Raw genomic sequence first — 18033 nt, forward strand, 5'->3', positions numbered from 1 at the left:
AGACCGTTCACCGTCGGAATGGCCGGACATCCCGCCGCCGTCGGCGCTCGACGAGCGGATGGGCATCACCTTCATCGAACTATCCCCCGACCGTGTGGTGGGCCGGATGCCGGTGGCCGGCAACACACAGCCGTTCGGCCTCCTCCACGGTGGCGCATCGTGTGTGTTGGCCGAAAGCCTCGGCTCCACGGCTGCCGCCCTCCACGCAGGTCCAGGGCACATCCCCCTCGGCGTCGATATCAACGCCACTCACCACCGCGCCGCGCGCGACGGATACGTCACCGGGGTGGCCACCCCGGCGCACCGCGGCCGAAGTTTCGCCACCTACGACATCGTCATCACCGACGATGACGACCACCGCGTCTGCACCGCCCGGATCACCTGCTTCCTCCGACCGATCCCGGACGAAGCCCGTTGAGCAGCGATATCAACCGCCCGCGCGCCCGCTTTATACCAAACCTCCCACCGCCGTCTCGAGCCGCATTCACTGAATCACCTTCTGATATCGAAAGGGCTACATCCAGCCACCCGCGTCGGCAACAGGTGGAATAACAGCTATGCTCCCTCCACGCCAAAAGCGAATTCATCACCGGGGAGCCACGTGGTAAATGGTGTCGTACCGCGCCTTGCGCGGGGCATGGCCCTTCTTCTGGCCAGCGTCGTCATGGCATTACTCGCCGCCGGGGCACTCGGTCCCACGGCGGCGGCCAGCGGACAAGAAGAATCGGTCAGAGGCCGCCTAGAAGAACGCACCGCAGATGACGAACGTCATCCCGTCGCGGGTGTCCGAGTGTTCGTCGAGGGGCAAGGTTTCGTCGAAGAGACTCAGACGGATGAGAACGGTGACTGGCTCATTCCCGTGCCGCAACCCGGCTCGTACACCGTGACGCTGGATGAGGCCACTCTTCCCGACGACGTCGTCCTCCGCGATCCCGACGACAACCCCTGGAGCGGCGACGTCCGGTCCGGGCGAAGTCAGATCGTGCGGTTCAACCTCGGCGAAGGACTGACCCGCGAAACCAGCACTATCAACCGGGTCATCGAACGCACGGCCGTCGGTATCCGCTTCGGACTCCTGCTGGCTCTGGCAGCCGTCGGGCTGTCCTTGATCTTCGGCACGATGGGCTTGACCAACTTCGCCCATGCCGAGCAGGTCGCCATCGGTGGGCTGGTCGGCTATACGTTCGCGGCCACCATGGGGATACCTCTGCTGCTGGCCGCCGTGCTCACGTTGCTGGCCGGCTGCATCGTGGGCTGGACGCAAGACGCCGGATTGTGGAAACCGCTACGAAGACGCGGGACCGGGATCATTCCGATGATGATCATCACCATCGGATTGTCCTTGTTCGCCCGGTCGGTGCTGCAAGCAATCTACGGCTCCTCACCACGCGCCTTCCCACACCGCTCCGACGTGGTAGCGCTCGGCCCCACCCGGCTGACGGTGAACGACTACATCAGCATGGCCGTCGCGCTCGTGCTGCTCGTGGCCGTGGCGTACGTGCTGCTGCGGACCCGATGGGGCAAGGCCACTCGTGCCGTGTCCGACAACCCGGCGCTCGCCGCCGCGTCCGGCATCAACGTCGACATGGTCATCCGGGGCGTGTGGACCGCCGGCGCCGGTCTCGCCGCGCTCGGTGGCATGCTCCTAGGGCTCTCGCAGCAGGTCAGTGCTCAGATGGGCATCAACATGCTGCTCCTCATGTTCGCCGCCGTCGTGCTCGGCGGACTGGGAACCGCGTTCGGCGCCATGGCCGGTGCGTTGATCGTCGGAATCTTCATCGAGGTGTCGACCATCGTCATTCCCACGGAGATCAAAAACGTCGGTGCCCTGGCCATTCTTATCGTCATTCTGCTCTTGCGCCCACAAGGCATCCTGGGCAGACGCGAGCGGGTCGGGTAAGGGGAGGCCACGATGGACTGGAACCTACTTGTCGCCAACGCCTTTCACGCCGCCCTCGGCCTGAATGCGATCGCCTACGCCATCGCCGCGATCGGCCTGAACGTGCACTTCGGTTACACCGGACTGCTCAACTTCGGTCAAGCCGGCTTCTTGGCGGTAGGCGCCTACGGCACCGCGATCTCCATTGTGCACTTCAACGTGCCATACCTGGTCGGCGCGCTGATCGGCGTCGCGGTGGCGGTGCTGCTAGCGCTGCTGCTCGGCATCCCGACACTCCGATTGCGGGCAGACTATCTAGCCGTCGCCACCATCGCCGCGGCGGAGATCGTCCGCCTGGTGATCGGCTCCACGGTGTACGCCCGGTGGACCGGCGGCTCGTCCGGCTTCTCCGGTGCGTTCGCCCGCACGTTCTACAACTGGAACCCACTACCGGCCGGCACCTACTCACTCGGGCCGGTCCGCCTGACCGCCGACCGGGCCTGGTTCATGCTCATCGGCTGGTCGCTCGTCATCATCATCGCGCTGCTGGTCTGGCTACTGGTACGAAGCCCATGGGGACGGGTACTGAAAGGGATCCGCGAAGACGAGGACGCCGTGCGCAGCCTCGGCAAAAACGTCTTCGCGCGGAAGATGCAGGCGTTGATCATCGGTGGTGTCATCGGAGCCGTCGCGGGCATCGCGTTGGTCACCGGCGAACAATCGGTCAACCCCCAGACGTTCAATACCCAGCTGACGTTCTTCTTCTGGACACTGTTGCTGCTCGGTGGTGTGGCGCGGGTCATCGGACCAGTCCTCGGCGCCGTCCTGCTCTGGCTGGTGTTCTCCGTCACCGAAACCGTGCTGCGGTCCGGAGCGAGCGCCGGTTGGGTACCGGACACACTCGTCTCCGAGTCCCAGATCGGTCTGGTCCGCGTCGCACTCGTCGGCCTGGGACTGATGTTGTTGATGATCTTCCGGCCGCAAGGCATCTTGGGAGATAGAAGGGAGTTGGCCTTCAATGTCCGCTGATGCCACATCGCCGTCGGCGCCCATCCGGGCTCAAGTCCTGGCCGACGTGCCACCGGTTCCCGGTGCACCGAAGCCGGATCCGATCCTCGTCGCCGATAACGTCACCCGCCGCTTCGGTGGCCTCACCGCAGTCGACGTCGAACACGTCGAGGTCCAACGCGGCGTGATCACCGCGTTGATCGGGCCCAACGGAGCTGGCAAGACCACCTTCTTCAACGTCCTCACCGGGTTCGATCAAGCCGACACCGGCAGCTGGACCTTCGAGGGTGCGTCGGTGGCCGGCAAACCGTCGTACAAGGTGGCCCAAGCCGGTATGGTCCGCACGTTCCAACTCACCAAGGCCCTGTCGCGGCTACGAGTGCTGGAGAACATGCGGCTCGGCGCCACCGGCCAACGCGGCGAGAGCGTCTGGCGAGCCCTGCTGCCCTTCCTCTGGCGCGACCAAGAGGAATCCATCACCGAACGCGCCGAACAGCTGCTGAGCAGGTTCAAACTCGACCATATGCGCGACGAGTTCGCCGGCGCGCTGTCCGGTGGGCAACGCAAGCTGCTCGAGATGGCCCGCGCCCTGATGTCCGAACCGACCATGGTGATGCTCGACGAACCCATGGCCGGGGTCAACCCCGCCCTCACCCAGTCCCTCCTCGGCCACGTGAAAGACCTGCGGGCCGAAGGGATGACGGTGCTCTTCGTCGAACACGACATGGACATGGTTCACGACATCTCCGACTGGGTCATCGTGATGGCCCAAGGCAAGATCGTCGCCGAAGGGCCACCGGAAGCCGTCATGGCCAACCCCGACGTCATCGACGCCTACCTCGGCGCACACCACGACGCCCCGGTCACCGAGGCCGAAGAACAACAGCAGCTCGCGGAGATCGAATCGGACATCGAGGCCGAGCTGTCCGCACCGGACGAATCACCCGCCACCGAACCGTCGACGGGAGGCTCGTCGTGAGTACCCAGAATCCTGTCCCCGATCGCAGCGAACACCTCACCCACGCCGACGGCGCCATCCTCCGCGCCGACGAGATCGTGGCCGGCTACTTCCCCGGCGTCAACATCCTCAACGGATGCGACCTCTACCTCACCGAGGGCGAACTCGTCGGCATCATCGGGCCCAACGGGGCGGGCAAGTCCACCTTGCTGAAGGCGCTGTTCGGACTGGTCAAAGTCACCTCGGGCAGTGTCACCTTCAACGGTGAGGACATCACCGGCCAGAAGGCCAACGCGCTCGTATCCCGCGGCATCGGCTTCGTGCCGCAGACCAACAACATCTTCCCGTCGCTCACCATCGCCGAAAACCTCGAGATGGGCGTCTTCCAGAAGCCGCGCCAGTTCAACAAACGGCTCGAGTTCGCGCTCTCCCTCTTCCCCGCCCTAGCCGACCGGCGCAACCAGCGCGCGGGCTCGCTGTCCGGCGGTGAACGCCAAATGGTCGCCATGGCTCGGGCGCTGATGATGGAGCCGTCGGTCCTGCTGCTCGACGAGCCGTCGGCCGGCCTCTCCCCCGCCATGCAAGACGAGGTGTTCATCCGCACGCGGCAAATCAACCGTGCCGGGGTGTCGGTCATCATGGTGGAACAGAACGCCCGTCGCTGCCTACAGATCTGCGACCGCGGCTACGTGCTCGACCAAGGCCGCAACGCCTACACCGGCACGGGTGTGTCGCTGCTCGACGACCCTAAAGTCATCGAACTCTACCTGGGGACCCTCGCCCGGGCCTGACCGGCAGATCGGGGTAGCACCAAACCACTCACCCGCCCCCGGTGTGCACCTGATCTCCGTTTTGACGCCTGATCGTTTGTGTGGCGACGATCAGATGCGCGGTGGTGACGACGGCCAGCGGCGACGCGCGGTAGCCGCGCCTGATCGTCGCCACGATGTGGGACGGTTGGCGATCAGATGCGCTAACCACCCGAGTACTGTCCGATGACGCATCTGATCGTGCGAAGCGACACCGTCGGTAGGGCGAAGACCGGGAACTAATCGCGGCGACGAGCAGTGCGGCGCTGACAGACCAGGCATGGTGCGCTGAGCGCTCGTTGAGCTGGGCAAAATGTCGGAAACGTGGAGGCCGTCAACGCACCATGCCCGTACGCAGTCCCGCGGTCCACCGATGAGCCCTTGGACCACGTCGAGCACGCCGAAGAACCCGCCCAGCGCCGATAGAACACCAGCCAGCCGTCGCATCCACCCCACGGGCATCGCCCCAAAAGATCAGATGCGCTGCCGGACACAATCCGTGGGTTAGCGCATCTGATCGCCAGCCGTCCCACATCGTGGAGACGATCAGGCGCCGCTACCGGACGTCGGCACTAGCCGTCGTCACCACCGCGCATCTGATCGTCGCCACACAAACGATCAGGCGCCAAAACGGAGATCAGGTGCACAAGGGTGGGGGACGTGGGCCGCGTTTCTGGCTCCGCTCACGGGATTGAGACGACGAACGGCCCCACAACGACGGAGGTCCCGCAACGACGGAGGTCCCGCAACGACGGAGGTCCCGCGACGACGGAGGTCCCGCGACGACGGAGGTCCCGCGACGGCGCAAACCATCGCGGGACCTCCTGTTGAGCGACTAGCCAACCAGTCCGGCCGTGCGAACGGCCGGACCGTCGGGAGTTGATCAGTCGACGTCGAGCGTCCGCGCCTCGCGGAACTGCGGGGCGTTGTCGGCATCGAAGTCGTAGATACCGATATAGGCGCTCTGCGGGTCACCGTTGTCGTCGAACTCGATCGGACCGGAGATACCGTCGTAGTTGACGTCCTCGCCGGCTTCGATGAGCTGCTTGCACTCGACGAACGACGAGCAGGCCGTACCGCCACCACCGGAGACACTGGCCATCTCGGCGGCGATGTCCTGGCCATCCGACGAACCCGCCTGGATCGCAGCCAGCGCGACCAGCACGATGGCGTCGTAGGCCTCACCAGCGTAGGTGTAGGAGTCCAGGTCCGGCGTGATCTCAAGCAGGCGTTCGCCGAACGGCGTGCCTTCGACGCTCTGCCCCGGAATGGTGCCGGTGGCACCCTCCACGACACCCTCCGGCAAACCTGGCTCGTCAGGGGTTGGGCCCTCACTCAGGTTCTTCGTGTTGCCGTCCACCAGGTAGAGGTTGTCCAGGCTGTCGAACGCCCGCTCCAACTCCGGCACGATGGCGTAGATGTCGTCATAGGTGATCACCGCGATAGCGTCCGGGGACTCCGCAGCCAAGCCGGAGACCTCGGCGCTGTAGCTCTCCGACCGCTCGGCGATCGCAGAGTTGTGCACCACTTCGACGCCGCCGGCCTCAGCGGTCTCGGCCAACGAGGTGGCCAGCCCTTCACCGTAGGGGTTGTCCAAGTACAGGATGCCGAGCGTCTCGTGTCCGTCCTCGAGGATGACCTCACCGAGGATCTCACCCTGCAGCAAGTCGGACGGCGCGGTACGGAAGTACAGGCCGCCGGTGTCCCAGTCGCTGACGATGACACCCGTGTTGGACGGGGAAATCTGCAAGATGCCAGCACCTGTGATCTGGCTGTAGACCCGCTGCGACATACCAGTGGCTGCCGCTCCGAGGATGGCGTCGACCTCCTGGTTGATGAGGCTGTCGGCAGAGGCACCCACGATGTTCAGGCTGTCGTCGCCCTCATCGGCATTAACCAACTCGACGGGGGCACCATCGATGCCGCCAGCCTCGTTGATGTCGGCCGCCGCCAGTTCGGCGCCGGTGGTCATCGGCGGCCCGAGGAAGGCCAGCGTCCCGCTCTGCGGCAGCAACGTGCCGATGGTCAGCGCGGGATCACCTTCAGCGGGCTCGTATTCGCCAGCTCCGGGGTCGTCACCGGGATCTTCCGGATCGTCGTCCCCCGGCTCGTCCGTTTCTTCGGCGACCGGGCCGTCGTCATCCGACGGCTCATCACTGTCGTCGCCACCACACGCGGCGAGCACGAGAGCGGCAACGCCCACGGCGGCGATCGACCGCCATAGTCGCGTACTGCGATTCATTTGCTCTCCTTCTTAGGTGGGCACCGCGGTGGAGCCCCACTGACGTGGCAGTTGGACCCCCTCCAAGGACCGGCCATCACTTGGGCTGGACACGGTACCGACTTGGTCTGTGATCGTCGAACCTATTCCCGTCGGCACCAGGACGCACGTATCTGAGTCCAGCTGGCGCACGTTGTTAGGAACATGTGACCTAATGGCCTGCTCATAGAGACCATCGACGATTCAGCGTGGCTCGACGGCCAACGGCGACCACACGTTGCCGTTGACCTTCAAGAGAACCGGATTGGCACCGACCCGATCACCATACTCGTCGAACGCAAGCTCCGCAGTGCCACCGCCAACCGTCACCTCCGCCATTTCGCCGATACACCCGCGCCGTGCAGCCGCCGCCGAACTCGCCGGCGGCAAACAGCCGGTCAACACCGTACCGACCGCCAACCCGGCATCGTAGGCTGCCGCGACCTGCGGGACTCCGACATCGAGGCCGGACTCGGCCAACCGACTCCGCGTGTTGTCGTCATCAGAGCCGGCCAGCTCACCGGCGACCGCCGTCCAAGCCCCCTCGGCCGACGAGCCGGCCTCGGCCAGGAAGTCGTCGTTCATCAGCGCCGCCCCGCCCAACAGTTCCACCCCGCCCCCGGTTCGGGCCAGCTCGTCGGCTAACGCCGCGGCGAGGGCCGAACTTCCGGTGACGAACACCGCTCCGGCATCCGCGTCTCGTACGGCTTGCACCAACGCGGCACTGGTGACCGTCTCGTCATCCACGGCCTCGTCATCCACGGCCTCGTCATCCACGGCCTCGTCATCCACGGCCTCGTCATCCACGGCCTCGTCATCCACGGCCTCGTCATCCACGGCCTCGTCATCCGCCGCGTCGTCGGCGATCTGGACTACCTCGCCGCCGGCCCTGTCGACGGCCTCCGCGAACGCCGCGGACTCGTCGTGGTCCCCCGCATCGATCACCGCGATCCGGTCCGCCTCGAGTGATCCAACCGCATGCCGGGCCAGCATCCGCAGCGGATGCTCGCCGGTCACCACGGTCCGGAAGTAGTTGGGATAGGGACGCAGCGGAGCACCCGGGTCAGCACCCCTCGTGTGCTCCGGGACGGTGTCGGCGGGTGAGACGAACAACACCGACGACGCACTCAGCACCGGCTGCGCGGCCCGCACCACCTCGGTGGACATACCTCCGATCACGGCGATCACGTCGTCCTCGGCGACCTCACGGACCAGCTCGGCCGGTCCGTCGTCGTGGCTGTCGTCAGCGACGAACCGTACGTCGATCGTCCAGCCCGGCACGTCGCTGGCGGTCTCACCGATAGCCAGTTCGACCGCGTCCATGACGGCGTCGCCGCTGGCGGTACCGCCGGGCGCGAGAACCACCACGGCGGCCTCGCGGGATCCGGCCTCCTCATCCGCGACGACCCGCTCGAACAGGCTGCACGACGTCAGGACCAGGACGGAGCAGAGCACTCCCGCGAGCATCGATGCCCGGGATACCCGGGCCGCACCCCCAGGCGCCATCAGTCCGCGTCGGCCTCCTGCGCCGCGTCCTGCTCGTCTGCGCCGTCGTCGAGGATCACTTCGGCGACGTTGCGCATGGAGGTGCGCTTGTCCATGGCGGCCTTCTGGATCCACCGGAAGGCGTCCGGCTCGCTCAACCCGTACTGCGTCTGAAGCACCCCTTTGGCGCGATCGACCAGCTTGCGGGTCTCCAACCGCTCCCCGAGGTCGGCGACCTCCTTCTCGAGGTGCAGGATCTCCTCGTGCCGGGACAACGCCATCTCGATCGCTGGAACGAGATCGGCCTTGGAGAACGGCTTGACGAGGTAGGCCATGGCGCCAGCCTCACGGGCTCGCTCGACGAGATCGCGCTGCGAGAACGCGGTGAGGAACAACACTGGTGCGATCCGTTGGCGGGCGATGCGCTCGGCAGCCGAGACACCGTCCAGCACGGGCATCTTCACGTCCATCATGACGAGATCGGGACGGTGCTCCTCAGCCAGCCGGACCGCCGTCTCTCCGTCGGCAGCCTCGGCGACGACGTCGTACCCCTCTTCCCGGAGCATCTCGATGAGGTCAAGCCGGATCAACGACTCGTCCTCGGCCACGAGGACGCGACGGGCCGGAGCGGTCTGGGGCTCGGTAGCTGGCGTATCGGTCACCCGGGCAGACTACCCGCCCGGCAAGCGTCGTCAGCACCCGACACCGCTCCGAGGTTGTTCCGCGCCACGTTAGCCGAGCCGGGCCATAAGTCCCCGGGTCTCCTGAGCTGCGCTCTCCATACCCATATCAGTGAGCCGAGTTATGGCTGACTCGGCCAACTCTCCGGCCGCCGCGACGTCACCAACGGCCGCCAGAGCACCCACCAACGACGCCGCGATATGTGCTTCGGTGCGAGCGCGCCCGGCCTGTTGCGCGATCACCATCCCCCGCGTGAGGGTGGCCCGCGCCTCGACGTAGTCTCCGTCGTCGAGCTGCGCCTTTCCTAACCCGCCGAGCACGTGGGCCTGGAGGAAGAGTGATCTGCCCCGCTCGGCATACCGCAGCGCTTCGGTGAAGAGCCGACGCGCCCCGGTGGTGTCGCCATCCAGGTAGCTGAGCTCGCCGCCCCGCGTCCGGACGTGCGCGAGGTGTCCCCAACCACCGAGTTGTTCGGCAAGGGCCTCAGCCTTGGTCAGCAGATCCGCGGCAGCGCCCAGCTCACCTTGCGCCATGAGAACGTGGCTGGCTTCCAAGAGGGTGAAGAACCGGATCTCGACGTCCGGGGCCGCGCGGAGCAGTTTCAACCCTTCCTCACAACACTGCAACGCAGCCTCGAGGTCGCCGTGCAACCGGTTGAGGAAGGCCACGTAGCGCAGGGCATAAGCCTGTCCTCGTGGTTCGCCGATCCGCCCGAAGAGTGCCAGCGCCTGTTCGAGGTACGGGCGGCCGCTGGCCTGCTGCCCCACCTGCAAGCCGCCCCACCCGAGCATCAGCATCGCCGTGCCGAGTCGATTTCCCGCTGCACGGGTAGCGCTGAGCGCGGTCAGATACATCTTCTCGGCATCGTCGTGGTAGCCCACCGGCCGCTGCAACCCGAAACAGGTCAATGCGAGCTCCCAGCACAGCTCGTCCTCGCCGAGACGGGCGGCCTGCGTGACGGCGGCAACGAGGTTCTGCCACTCATTCTCCAGCCAATCGTCCACCTCGAGTAAGGCGTCAGCTACTTCGGCCGGCACACACCAGCGCGGCGCGCTTCCCACCAGACCGGTACTGCCGCCTGAATCGCGGCGCACAGCGGTTTCGGCGAGGGCTAGCCAACCAGCGAGTACCCGCGCTACGGCGGCATGTTGGGTATCGGCAGGTTCTTCGTCTCTGGCGCGGTCGCGGGCGAACAGCTTCATCAGGTCGTGCATCCGATAGAGGCGCACGGCGTCGTCACCATCGACCACATCGATCAGATGCGCCTCCCACAGCTTGCCCAGAAGGTGTTCTCCCTGTTCTGTGGAGGTATCCATGAGTGCGGCGGCGACCCAGGCGGATACCACCGGGCTGTCCAGCAGGCCGATCCGGCGGAACAGCGCCGCTTGATCACCATCGAGCCCTCGATAGCTCAGCATGAAGGTCGTCGTAAGACTGGATGATCCTGCCTGCAAGTCCGGAACCAGTTGCCGGCGCAACTCTCCGACCAGCGCCCGAACGCTGGAGACCAGCCCGGTCGCGAGCCGGGTACCGGCGATCCGCAAGGCAAGGGGCACGTAGCCACACAGGCGCGCGGCCTCGGACAGGTTGCCGTCGGCTGAGTCAGGCGGCTCCGCGACCAGCAGCGAGACCGCGTCCTGCTCGGACAACTCCTTCAGCCGCAGCACACTCACCCCCTGCTCGACGATCACGTCCAGAAGGGCGTCTCGGCTCGTCACGATCACCACGCAGCCTGGACCGCTCGGTAGCAGAGCACGAACCTGCTCCGCCGATCGAATATTGTCCAGCAGCACCAACAGCCGTTTCTCGGCGGTCAGGCTCCGGTACAGCGCGATGCGCTCCTCAACGTCGCGCGGGACGCTACTCGCCGGGACACCCAAAGCTCTGGTAAACCGGGCCGCCGCGTGCCCCTCGGTGACTGGGTCGCGGTCGCTGTAGCCGCGGAGGTCCACGTATATCTGGCCGTCTGGGAAGTGGCTGGCGTTCCGCCGTGCCCACTGGAGTGCCAGGGCCGTCTTTCCGATGCCTCCCATGCCCGTGATCAGCACCGCTCGCGGACCGTCCGGCGCTCGATCGCCGAGCAGTTCGTGGTCGAGCCACGTCAACTCCTTCATCCGCCCGCGAAAGTTCGCCACCATGGGCAGCTGACGAGGACGTACCTGGTTGGTCGGTGCGGGGACCTCCGGTTCGTCGTCAACGGCGCCGACTGGAGCGGTGCGAGGGGCCGGGATCGGCGCTTGCCGAAGAATATGCTGGTGGGCCAGCTGCAATTCGGTCCCTGGATCGGCTCCGGTCTCGTCCCTGAGCCGCTGGCGGAACTCTGCGTGCAGTCGCAGCGCTTCGGTCGGCCGGCCAAGGCCGTAGAGGGCCTGCATCGTCAACGCGCCGAGCCGTTCGTTAAATGGGTCGGCGTCGAGGGCGGCCGCGAGGTCGTCCAGCGCCTCCCGGTAGAAGCCGAGCTGGACATCGAGTTCGATACGTTCCTCCAGCAATGAACGGCGCAACGCGTCGAGCCGGTGCCGCCATTCACCGACTACCTCAGCCGACACGACGTCTTCGAGAACCTCCCCACGCCACAGGGCTATCGCGCGGCGATATTCACGCGCCGCGTCGTCGTTGTGGCCGGCCGCGCGAAGCTGGCGGGCCCGCCGTGCGTGGTCGGTGACGAGACTAGAGTCCACCTCGCAGGTGTCCGGGTTGAGCACATATCCGCTCGCGGAGAAGTCGATCAAATCCTCGTCCACACCCACCAGAGCGCGACGCAGAGTCGTCACACAGATCGCGAGTTGCTGAAACGGCTGCTTGGGTGGCTTCTCCCCCCATACCGCGTGCGCTAATGCCTCCCGGCTGACCACCCGGCCAGCATCGAGCGCCAACATCCCGAGAACAATGCGCAACCGGTTCTGGCGAAGCACCACCGGCTGGCCGTTCGCCATCACCTGAAGCGGACCAAGGACTCCTACCCATCGGTTCACCGCTGGCCGGCCTCCCCTGCCCGGGAACGATGTCTCCCGGTCACCTCCGACAGCCGCGAGTCTAGGAGTTGCTCACATATCGATCAATCAGCTGCTCGCTGGTTGAGGCGCCATGCGGCCAGAATCACCGGCACCATACAGGCCGTGAACAGGATGTAGGGCACGCTCGTGGCTCCCGTCAAGCCGCCACCTTCAGCTTCTGCCCGCAGCAGAACACCTGCCACCGCCATCCCCAGCAAGGCGCCTGTCGTCTCAGCCAGGGTCACCGACGTCGCCTGATTCGTCGCCTGTCCCTCGTCGCTGCTGTCAAAGGCAGCCAAGGTGATCGGTGCGTAACACAGACCCATGCCAAACCCGCCGATGGCCCATGACATCCACAACAGCGTCACCGTCGCCGTCGGCGAGTGGTCCCCCAGGAGATTGATCAGAAGCACGACAAGTCCTGCCATCACGAGGACGGCACCGAGTCCTGCTGTGCGACGGAACCCAAAGCGCCGATACTCCAGCAGACGGGGCTGCAAGAGGCTGGCCATCGAGCGGCACACTGCCCCGGCGGTCAAGGCTAGCCCGGCTTGCAGAAGCGACGTGCCGAGATCCGCCACGGCCATCAACGTGACGATGCTCTCCGCCCCATATAACGCGAAAGACAAGAGGAGCATTGCCAGAATCGCCGCTGGTGTACCGGTCTGTGCGCGGAACGTGCCCGGCGGAAAGAGCCCTTTCAGCGCGACCACCGTCAAGCCGATCCCAACGGCGAGCGCTACCGCACCCCACCCCGCAAGTGATCCACTGGCTGCGAGCACGCAGAGCACACCGATCGCCAGCAGCCCGGCTCGACGCAACGGCAAACCCTGCGGCCCGGAGACCGACGGTGGGTAGGCGCCAAGCCGCTTGGCCACCAAGGCTCGGGCGGCCAGCATCGGCGGCACCAGGATCAGCAGTGCCCAGCGCCAGCCCAAGGCGGACGAGACGAGTGCGGCGTACGCGGGCCCCACCAGCGCCGGCACGATCCACATACTCGAACTCAGGGCGATCATCCGCGACCGCAGATGAGGGGCGAAGGCGGACACCATGGCGCTGAGACTGAGCACACCAAGCACCGATCCCGCCGCGCCACGGATGAGCTGCCCGACGACAAACGCCCACATAGTAGGCGCAAGTGCCGCACCAAGCAGACCCAGCACGAAGACCGGAGTGGCGACGTACATAGTTCGGCGCAGTCCGAATCGAGCCATGAGCGGCCCAGCCATGGGCACCGTCACGATGGTGGCGAGCAACACTGACGACGTGGCGAAGCCGTACCACCGCTGGCCATCGAACTCCGCGGCCACGCTTGGCATGATCGTGGACAGGGTGAACACCCCGATGGCAGTGGTGAACTGCATCAGGAGCAACCCGAGAGCCAGCTGCCCCCGCGCCCCGTGGAACAACTCCCGCCATGCTCGGCTCGACGGGTTCGGGGCACTGGAGGAAGGGGCGACTGAGGTGTGCTGGTCTGTCATGTCAGTTCCTGCCCGGTGGTGCGGCACGGTGGTCGCGTGCCAGGGAGTCGGCCGCTATCCCGAGAGGATTCTCCGACGTCTCGCCTTCCCCCGAGCTCTGTGCGGATTTCCTCGCCGCTTCTGCCCTTCTGGGCTGTGCCCGCTCAGGCCTTCGGGCCGATGAACGAGTCGAGGATGGCCACGCTGGGACGGCGAGCCACCGAGATCACCCTCGGCCGGCTAGGCCGCCACTCCACCCCGATGGCATCGCAGGCCCGGGTAAAGATGGTCCGGATGTCGGCCGAGGCGTTGGTGAACTCGTAGCGCGGATAGGGCGGGTATTTGGTCCCGTAAGCCCGGTTGAGCGCGCGGCAACCGTCCGAGTGGATCAAGCCGCGCAGCAGCGGACGCGGATCCTGATCCACCAATTCTTGCTGCCACTGCGCCAACTCGATCTTCCGGGTGTGCTTCACCCCTGGACCGTGCTGCGGGAACAGGCACGGCCAATGCTTCGAGTACGACGGATCTCAGTACAACCCCGCTTGCGCACCCGGCCCACTTTGGTTGGGAGCACGGCTGCCATAGCGTCCTGGCACAGTTCCGCCAGCTTCGGATACTTGTCGTCGCAGAAGATTCCCAACCGGTAGACACCCTTCGGACCTCGATACACACAACCGTCACCGAGATAGAGCCCCAGAAGGTACACGTAGTGCGCTTGAGGCAGAGCCTCGTGACAGTTCGCACATATCGGGCACGCGTAGCCATTTTTCCCGCTCCGGCCACGGCGACGGGCCTCGAAGTCCGGCACTGTGCCTGACACCCACCGGGCCACCGTCCGGTACGGAATGCCGGTGTAGCGGGCGATCTCAGCGTTCGTCATACCTCGCACCCGGAGGTCATTAACGAGGGCGACTTCATCGGGCGTCCGCATCCACGCTATCCTTTCCGGTGTCCATGTTGGAGCCGTCGGCTTGGACATGACGCCCGAGTGGAGAAATTGGCAAACTCGATGGATTCAAAATCCATTGTCCGTAAGGGCTTGCGGGTTCGAGTCCCGCCTCGGGCACCATCAACCTTGAAGACACGCTAGCCGCCGGCACCGACAGGGTCGCCGGCTCCGCTGGAGCACTCAGCAAGCCGTCCATGGCCGAACCACATAGCGCCGCAACCATGTTGATCTTGACCCACCAAGCGTATTCTCAGTGGCGTCGTGCGGCCGGGCCAGACGGCCGGTTGCCGTGAAAGGACGTCGTGTGGACGAGGTCGTGGCTGCGGCGCGGGCAGGCGATAAGCAGGCGTTCGCCGCGGTGGTCGAGCGGTATCGTCGCGAGTTGCTCGTCCACTGCTACCGGATGACGGGTTCGCTCGACGACGCCGAGGACCTGGTGCAGGAGACGTTCGTGCGGGCGTGGCGGAGCGTCGGGACCTTCGAGGGCCGATCGTCGCTGCGTACCTGGCTGTACCGGGTAGCTACCAATGCCTGTCTCGATACTCTCGCCTCCGCCCACCGCCGACGAGTACTGCCGTATGACCTCTCGGCACCCAACGTCCCCGGCCCGCCGTCAACCGACGTGGCGTGGCTGCAGCCCTTGCCCGACCGACTGTGGCAGCCGGCTCATGATGGCGAGGCCGAGCCCGAGGCAGCCGTCGTCGCTCGGGAGACGATCGAGCTGGCGTTCCTGGCCGCCATCCAGCACCTGGCACCGCGGCCCCGCGCCGTACTGCTCCTACGCGATGTTCTCGGATGGCCAGCCAAAGACACAGCTGAACTACTTGGCCTCACGGTGGCGGCAGCCAACAGTCACCTGGCCCGGGCTCGGGCCACACTCCGGAAGAGCGTGCCCGACCGCCATGATGCCTGGGAGCCGGGAAATCCGCCGAACGACGACGAACGTGCCGTACTAGACCGCTACATGACGGCGGTCGGCCAGGGGGACCTCGCCGCGATCGCCGCGGTGCTCGCCGAGGACGTCCAGGCGTCGATGCCGCCGTTCACCTTCTGGTTCCGCGGCCGGGATCACATCCTGGCGGCGCTGGCCAAGAGCTGGGACCCCTCGTCGCCGGACTACGTCGGCGAGTTTCGTATGGTGCCTACCGCCGCCAACGGCCAGCCGGCCGCCGCGGCCTATGTTCGAAGGCACGACGACGCCGCGTACCACCCTCTTGCGGTGTCGGTGCTCGACGTACGCGGTGGCCGCATTCGTGAGATGGTCGCGTTTCACGACCCCGCCCTCTTTCCGGCGTTCGGCCTGCCGGACGCCTTGCCTGCCGGCTGATCAGTTCTCGGAGCACCGTTCCGCGTCATCAACCAACCATATACATGCTTACAGTAACCATGTATATTATGGCCATGAACGCCGATCCAACTACCGCCACCTGGCCCAGCATCGGCTACCTCGTATGGCGCCTGAGCATCAAATGGCGGACAGAACTCGACCGCACGCTCGAGCCGTTCGACCTGACGTCGGCGCGCTACGCGCTAATGGCCTCACTACACGGCCTCTCCCAGTCCGGCGGACTCCCTACCCAGCGCGAACTAGCTGACTTCAGCGGCCTCGAGCCGATGTTCGTCTCCAAGCTGGCCCGAGCGCTCGAGCAGGCCGGCCTCATCGCCCGCCAGACCAAGGCGGACGACCCACGAGCACGCGAACTCACCCTCACCACCAACGGACAGGCCGTGCTCGACGAGGCGCGCGCCATCGTCAGCCGGCTCGAGGAACGACGATTGGCGGCACTCGGCACCGACGACGCCACCCGCCACCAGCTGGGCAACCTCCTGCACACCCTCCTCCATCAGCCACTCAGTGCCGACGCACCCCCGGACACAGCCGGTGCCCCAGCGAAAGGACAGCCACACCCATGAGAATCACCGTCTTCGGGGCCGCCGGACGAACCGGCCGACTCGTCGCCGCCGACGGCATCCGCCGCGGACATGAGATCACCGCCTGCACTCGCCGGCCCGATGCGCTGGACGACCTATCCGGACTCGCCCGTGTCGTGAGCGGAGACGGACGCGACCCCACGGTGGTGGAGACGGCTGTCACCGGCGCCGATGCGGTCATCTCGATCGTCTCGCCGCCGGGACGCAAGGGGCCACACCACACCGCGGCGGTGGCCGAGACGGTCACGAGTGTCATGAAAGCGCAGGGTGTTGGCCGGTTGGTCGTCACCAGCGCCTACCCGAGGGTCGCTGACCGCCCGCGCCTACTGGTAGCCGTCCTGCGTCGGATCCTGGCTGACTCCTACGCCGACGACGCCGCGATGGAAGAGATCGTGCGCTCGAGCGACCTCGACTGGACCATCGTTCGCCTCAACATGCTCACGGACAAGCCAGCTACCGGGCGGCTGCACACCAGCCGCGACCTACTCTCCAAGCCCCGGTCGATGACCCGCGCCGACGCGGCCATCCTGCTACTCGACGTCATCGAGGATCCAGCCGCGACCCAGACCGCCGTCAACGCGACCGGCATGCGTTGATCGGTCCGCGGCGGGTACCGAGCAAGCCATCACAAGGGTACGGTGAGCGAATGGCGCTCGGTGCGCCATCCTGGCCGAATCCGACATCGGGCCGGCAACCTCGCCCGCCCCGTACGCTGGGAGGATTAGCATGACCACCACCGGAGCGGCCCTATGACGGCCAGCGGGCGGGTCTTCTACGACGGCACCCTCACCCGCCCGCAGCTCGACCACCCCGAAGGTGTCGCTATTCACCCCGACGGCAGCGTCTGGTGCGGCGGCGAGCGTGGCCAGATCTTCCGGATCGCCGCGGACGGCAGCGCCATGGACGAGGTCGCCACCACCGACGGCTTCATTCTCGGCATCGCCTTCGGCGCGGAGGGTGACCTCTACGCCTGCGACGTCCGCCACCGAGCGGTGTTCCGGATCGACACCACCACCGGAGCCGTGCGCCGCCACAGTGATGGCGCGCCACGCCGGCCCTTCGTCGCGCCCAACTTTCCCGTCGTCGCTCCAGACGGAAGTCTCTACGTGTCCGACAGCAACGTTGCCGGTGAGCCGGGGCCCGGTATCTACCGGATCCACCCCGATGGCACCACCGAGCTGTGGTTCTCCGGCCCACTCAATTTCGCCAATGGCCTCGCCCTGAGCGCCGAGGGTTATGCGCTTCTCGTGGTGGAGTCGTTCGGGCCGGTTATCACCCGTATTCCTATCACCGCGGGTGGCACGGCCGGCCGCCCGGAGCCGGTGGCCACCTTACGTGGCACTGTTCCCGACGGGATCGCGGTCGGCCCGGACGGCATGCTCTACGTCGGCTGTTATGAACCTAGCCAGGTTCTGCGCGTCGACCCATCCACCGGACAGGTCAGCACCGTGCTCACCGATCCAACAGCCCACTTGTTGTGTCATCCCGCCAATGTCGCCGTCCGCGGCGACCAGCTGTTCACCAGCAATCTCGGGCGGTGGCACATCACGGTGATCGACGACGTCTTCGACGGTGCCAGCGGCCAGCGTGTCCGACAAACCTGACATTGCACCGCA

General features: G+C 66.1%; 16 protein-coding genes and 1 tRNA gene. 10 read left to right on the forward strand and 7 right to left on the reverse strand.

The window, feature by feature from the left end; genetic code table 11:
• Window positions 1-58 precede the first annotated feature (58 nt).
• The 5 genes from G8760_RS11885 (at window position 59) to G8760_RS11905 (ending at window position 4636) form a co-directional block, all read left to right on the forward strand.
• Window positions 59-418 carry a PaaI family thioesterase gene (locus G8760_RS11885; protein ID WP_343074399.1) on the forward strand — a complete coding sequence of 120 codons (360 nt, stop codon included), beginning with the start codon at window positions 59-61 and terminating at the stop codon, window positions 416-418.
• A 219-nt stretch (window positions 419-637) separates the two neighbouring features.
• Window positions 638-1900, forward strand: coding sequence for a branched-chain amino acid ABC transporter permease (locus tag G8760_RS11890; protein ID WP_166351245.1), 1263 nt, complete (start codon window positions 638-640; stop codon window positions 1898-1900).
• 12 nt (window positions 1901-1912) lie between these two features.
• Complete coding sequence (locus G8760_RS11895) at window positions 1913-2908, forward strand: branched-chain amino acid ABC transporter permease (RefSeq protein ID WP_166351247.1); 996 nt, start codon at window positions 1913-1915, stop codon at window positions 2906-2908.
• Window positions 2898-3866, forward strand: a complete 969-nt coding sequence (locus G8760_RS11900) for an ABC transporter ATP-binding protein (protein WP_166351249.1) — start codon at window positions 2898-2900, stop codon at window positions 3864-3866. Before G8760_RS11895 ends, G8760_RS11900 begins: the two co-directional genes overlap by 11 nt.
• Window positions 3863-4636 carry an ABC transporter ATP-binding protein gene (locus G8760_RS11905; protein WP_166351251.1) on the forward strand — a complete coding sequence of 258 codons (774 nt, stop codon included), beginning with the start codon at window positions 3863-3865 and terminating at the stop codon, window positions 4634-4636. Before G8760_RS11900 ends, G8760_RS11905 begins: the two co-directional genes overlap by 4 nt.
• Window positions 4637-5537: 901 nt before the next feature.
• Here G8760_RS11905 and G8760_RS11910 read toward each other — a convergent pair.
• From G8760_RS11910 to G8760_RS29840, 7 genes are all read right to left on the reverse strand, one after another.
• Complete coding sequence (locus G8760_RS11910; RefSeq protein ID WP_166351253.1) at window positions 5538-6896, reverse strand: ABC transporter substrate-binding protein; 1359 nt, start codon at window positions 6894-6896, stop codon at window positions 5538-5540.
• Between the two features lie 222 nt (window positions 6897-7118).
• Window positions 7119-8420, reverse strand: a complete 1302-nt coding sequence (locus G8760_RS11915; protein WP_166351255.1) for an ABC transporter substrate-binding protein — start codon at window positions 8418-8420, stop codon at window positions 7119-7121.
• Window positions 8420-9061, reverse strand: coding sequence for an ANTAR domain-containing response regulator (locus G8760_RS11920; protein WP_166351257.1), 642 nt, complete (start codon window positions 9059-9061; stop codon window positions 8420-8422). Before G8760_RS11920 ends, G8760_RS11915 begins: the two co-directional genes overlap by 1 nt.
• Before the next feature lie 69 nt (window positions 9062-9130).
• Entirely contained in the window at window positions 9131-12016 is a 2886-nt protein-coding gene (locus G8760_RS11925) for an AfsR/SARP family transcriptional regulator (protein WP_166351259.1), read from the reverse strand.
• 122 nt (window positions 12017-12138) lie between these two features.
• A complete protein-coding gene (locus tag G8760_RS11930; protein WP_166351261.1) occupies window positions 12139-13557 on the reverse strand; it encodes an MFS transporter in 1419 nt (472 codons plus the stop codon).
• 143 nt (window positions 13558-13700) lie between these two features.
• The gene (locus tag G8760_RS29835; protein WP_207782272.1) at window positions 13701-14009 is read right to left on the reverse strand and encodes a hypothetical protein; all 309 of its coding nucleotides are present in this window, start codon (window positions 14007-14009) and stop codon (window positions 13701-13703) included.
• Window positions 14006-14467 (reverse strand): helix-turn-helix domain-containing protein, encoded by a 462-nt coding sequence (locus tag G8760_RS29840; protein WP_207782273.1) that lies wholly within the window; start codon window positions 14465-14467, stop codon window positions 14006-14008. Before G8760_RS29840 ends, G8760_RS29835 begins: the two co-directional genes overlap by 4 nt.
• Window positions 14468-14518: 51 nt before the next feature.
• Here G8760_RS29840 and G8760_RS11940 point away from each other — a divergent pair.
• From G8760_RS11940 to G8760_RS11960, 5 genes are all read left to right on the forward strand, one after another.
• Window positions 14519-14605: transfer RNA gene (locus G8760_RS11940), tRNA-Leu, on the forward strand.
• A 184-nt stretch (window positions 14606-14789) separates the two neighbouring features.
• Entirely contained in the window at window positions 14790-15812 is a 1023-nt protein-coding gene (locus G8760_RS11945) for an RNA polymerase subunit sigma-70 (protein ID WP_166351263.1), read from the forward strand.
• A gap of 74 nt (window positions 15813-15886) precedes the next feature.
• Complete coding sequence (locus G8760_RS11950; protein WP_166351265.1) at window positions 15887-16399, forward strand: MarR family winged helix-turn-helix transcriptional regulator; 513 nt, start codon at window positions 15887-15889, stop codon at window positions 16397-16399.
• Window positions 16396-17013 (forward strand): NAD(P)-dependent oxidoreductase, encoded by a 618-nt coding sequence (locus G8760_RS11955; RefSeq protein WP_166351267.1) that lies wholly within the window; start codon window positions 16396-16398, stop codon window positions 17011-17013. The genes G8760_RS11950 and G8760_RS11955 overlap by 4 nt, the downstream gene beginning before the upstream one ends.
• Before the next feature lie 153 nt (window positions 17014-17166).
• On the forward strand, window positions 17167-18021 hold the full coding sequence (locus G8760_RS11960) for an SMP-30/gluconolactonase/LRE family protein (RefSeq protein ID WP_166351269.1): 855 nt from the start codon (window positions 17167-17169) through the stop codon (window positions 18019-18021).
• Window positions 18022-18033: the final 12 nt, after the last annotated feature.

This window comes from Phytoactinopolyspora limicola, assembly GCF_011320225.1.
Classification (GTDB): Bacteria; Actinomycetota; Actinomycetes; order Jiangellales; family Jiangellaceae; genus Phytoactinopolyspora; species Phytoactinopolyspora limicola.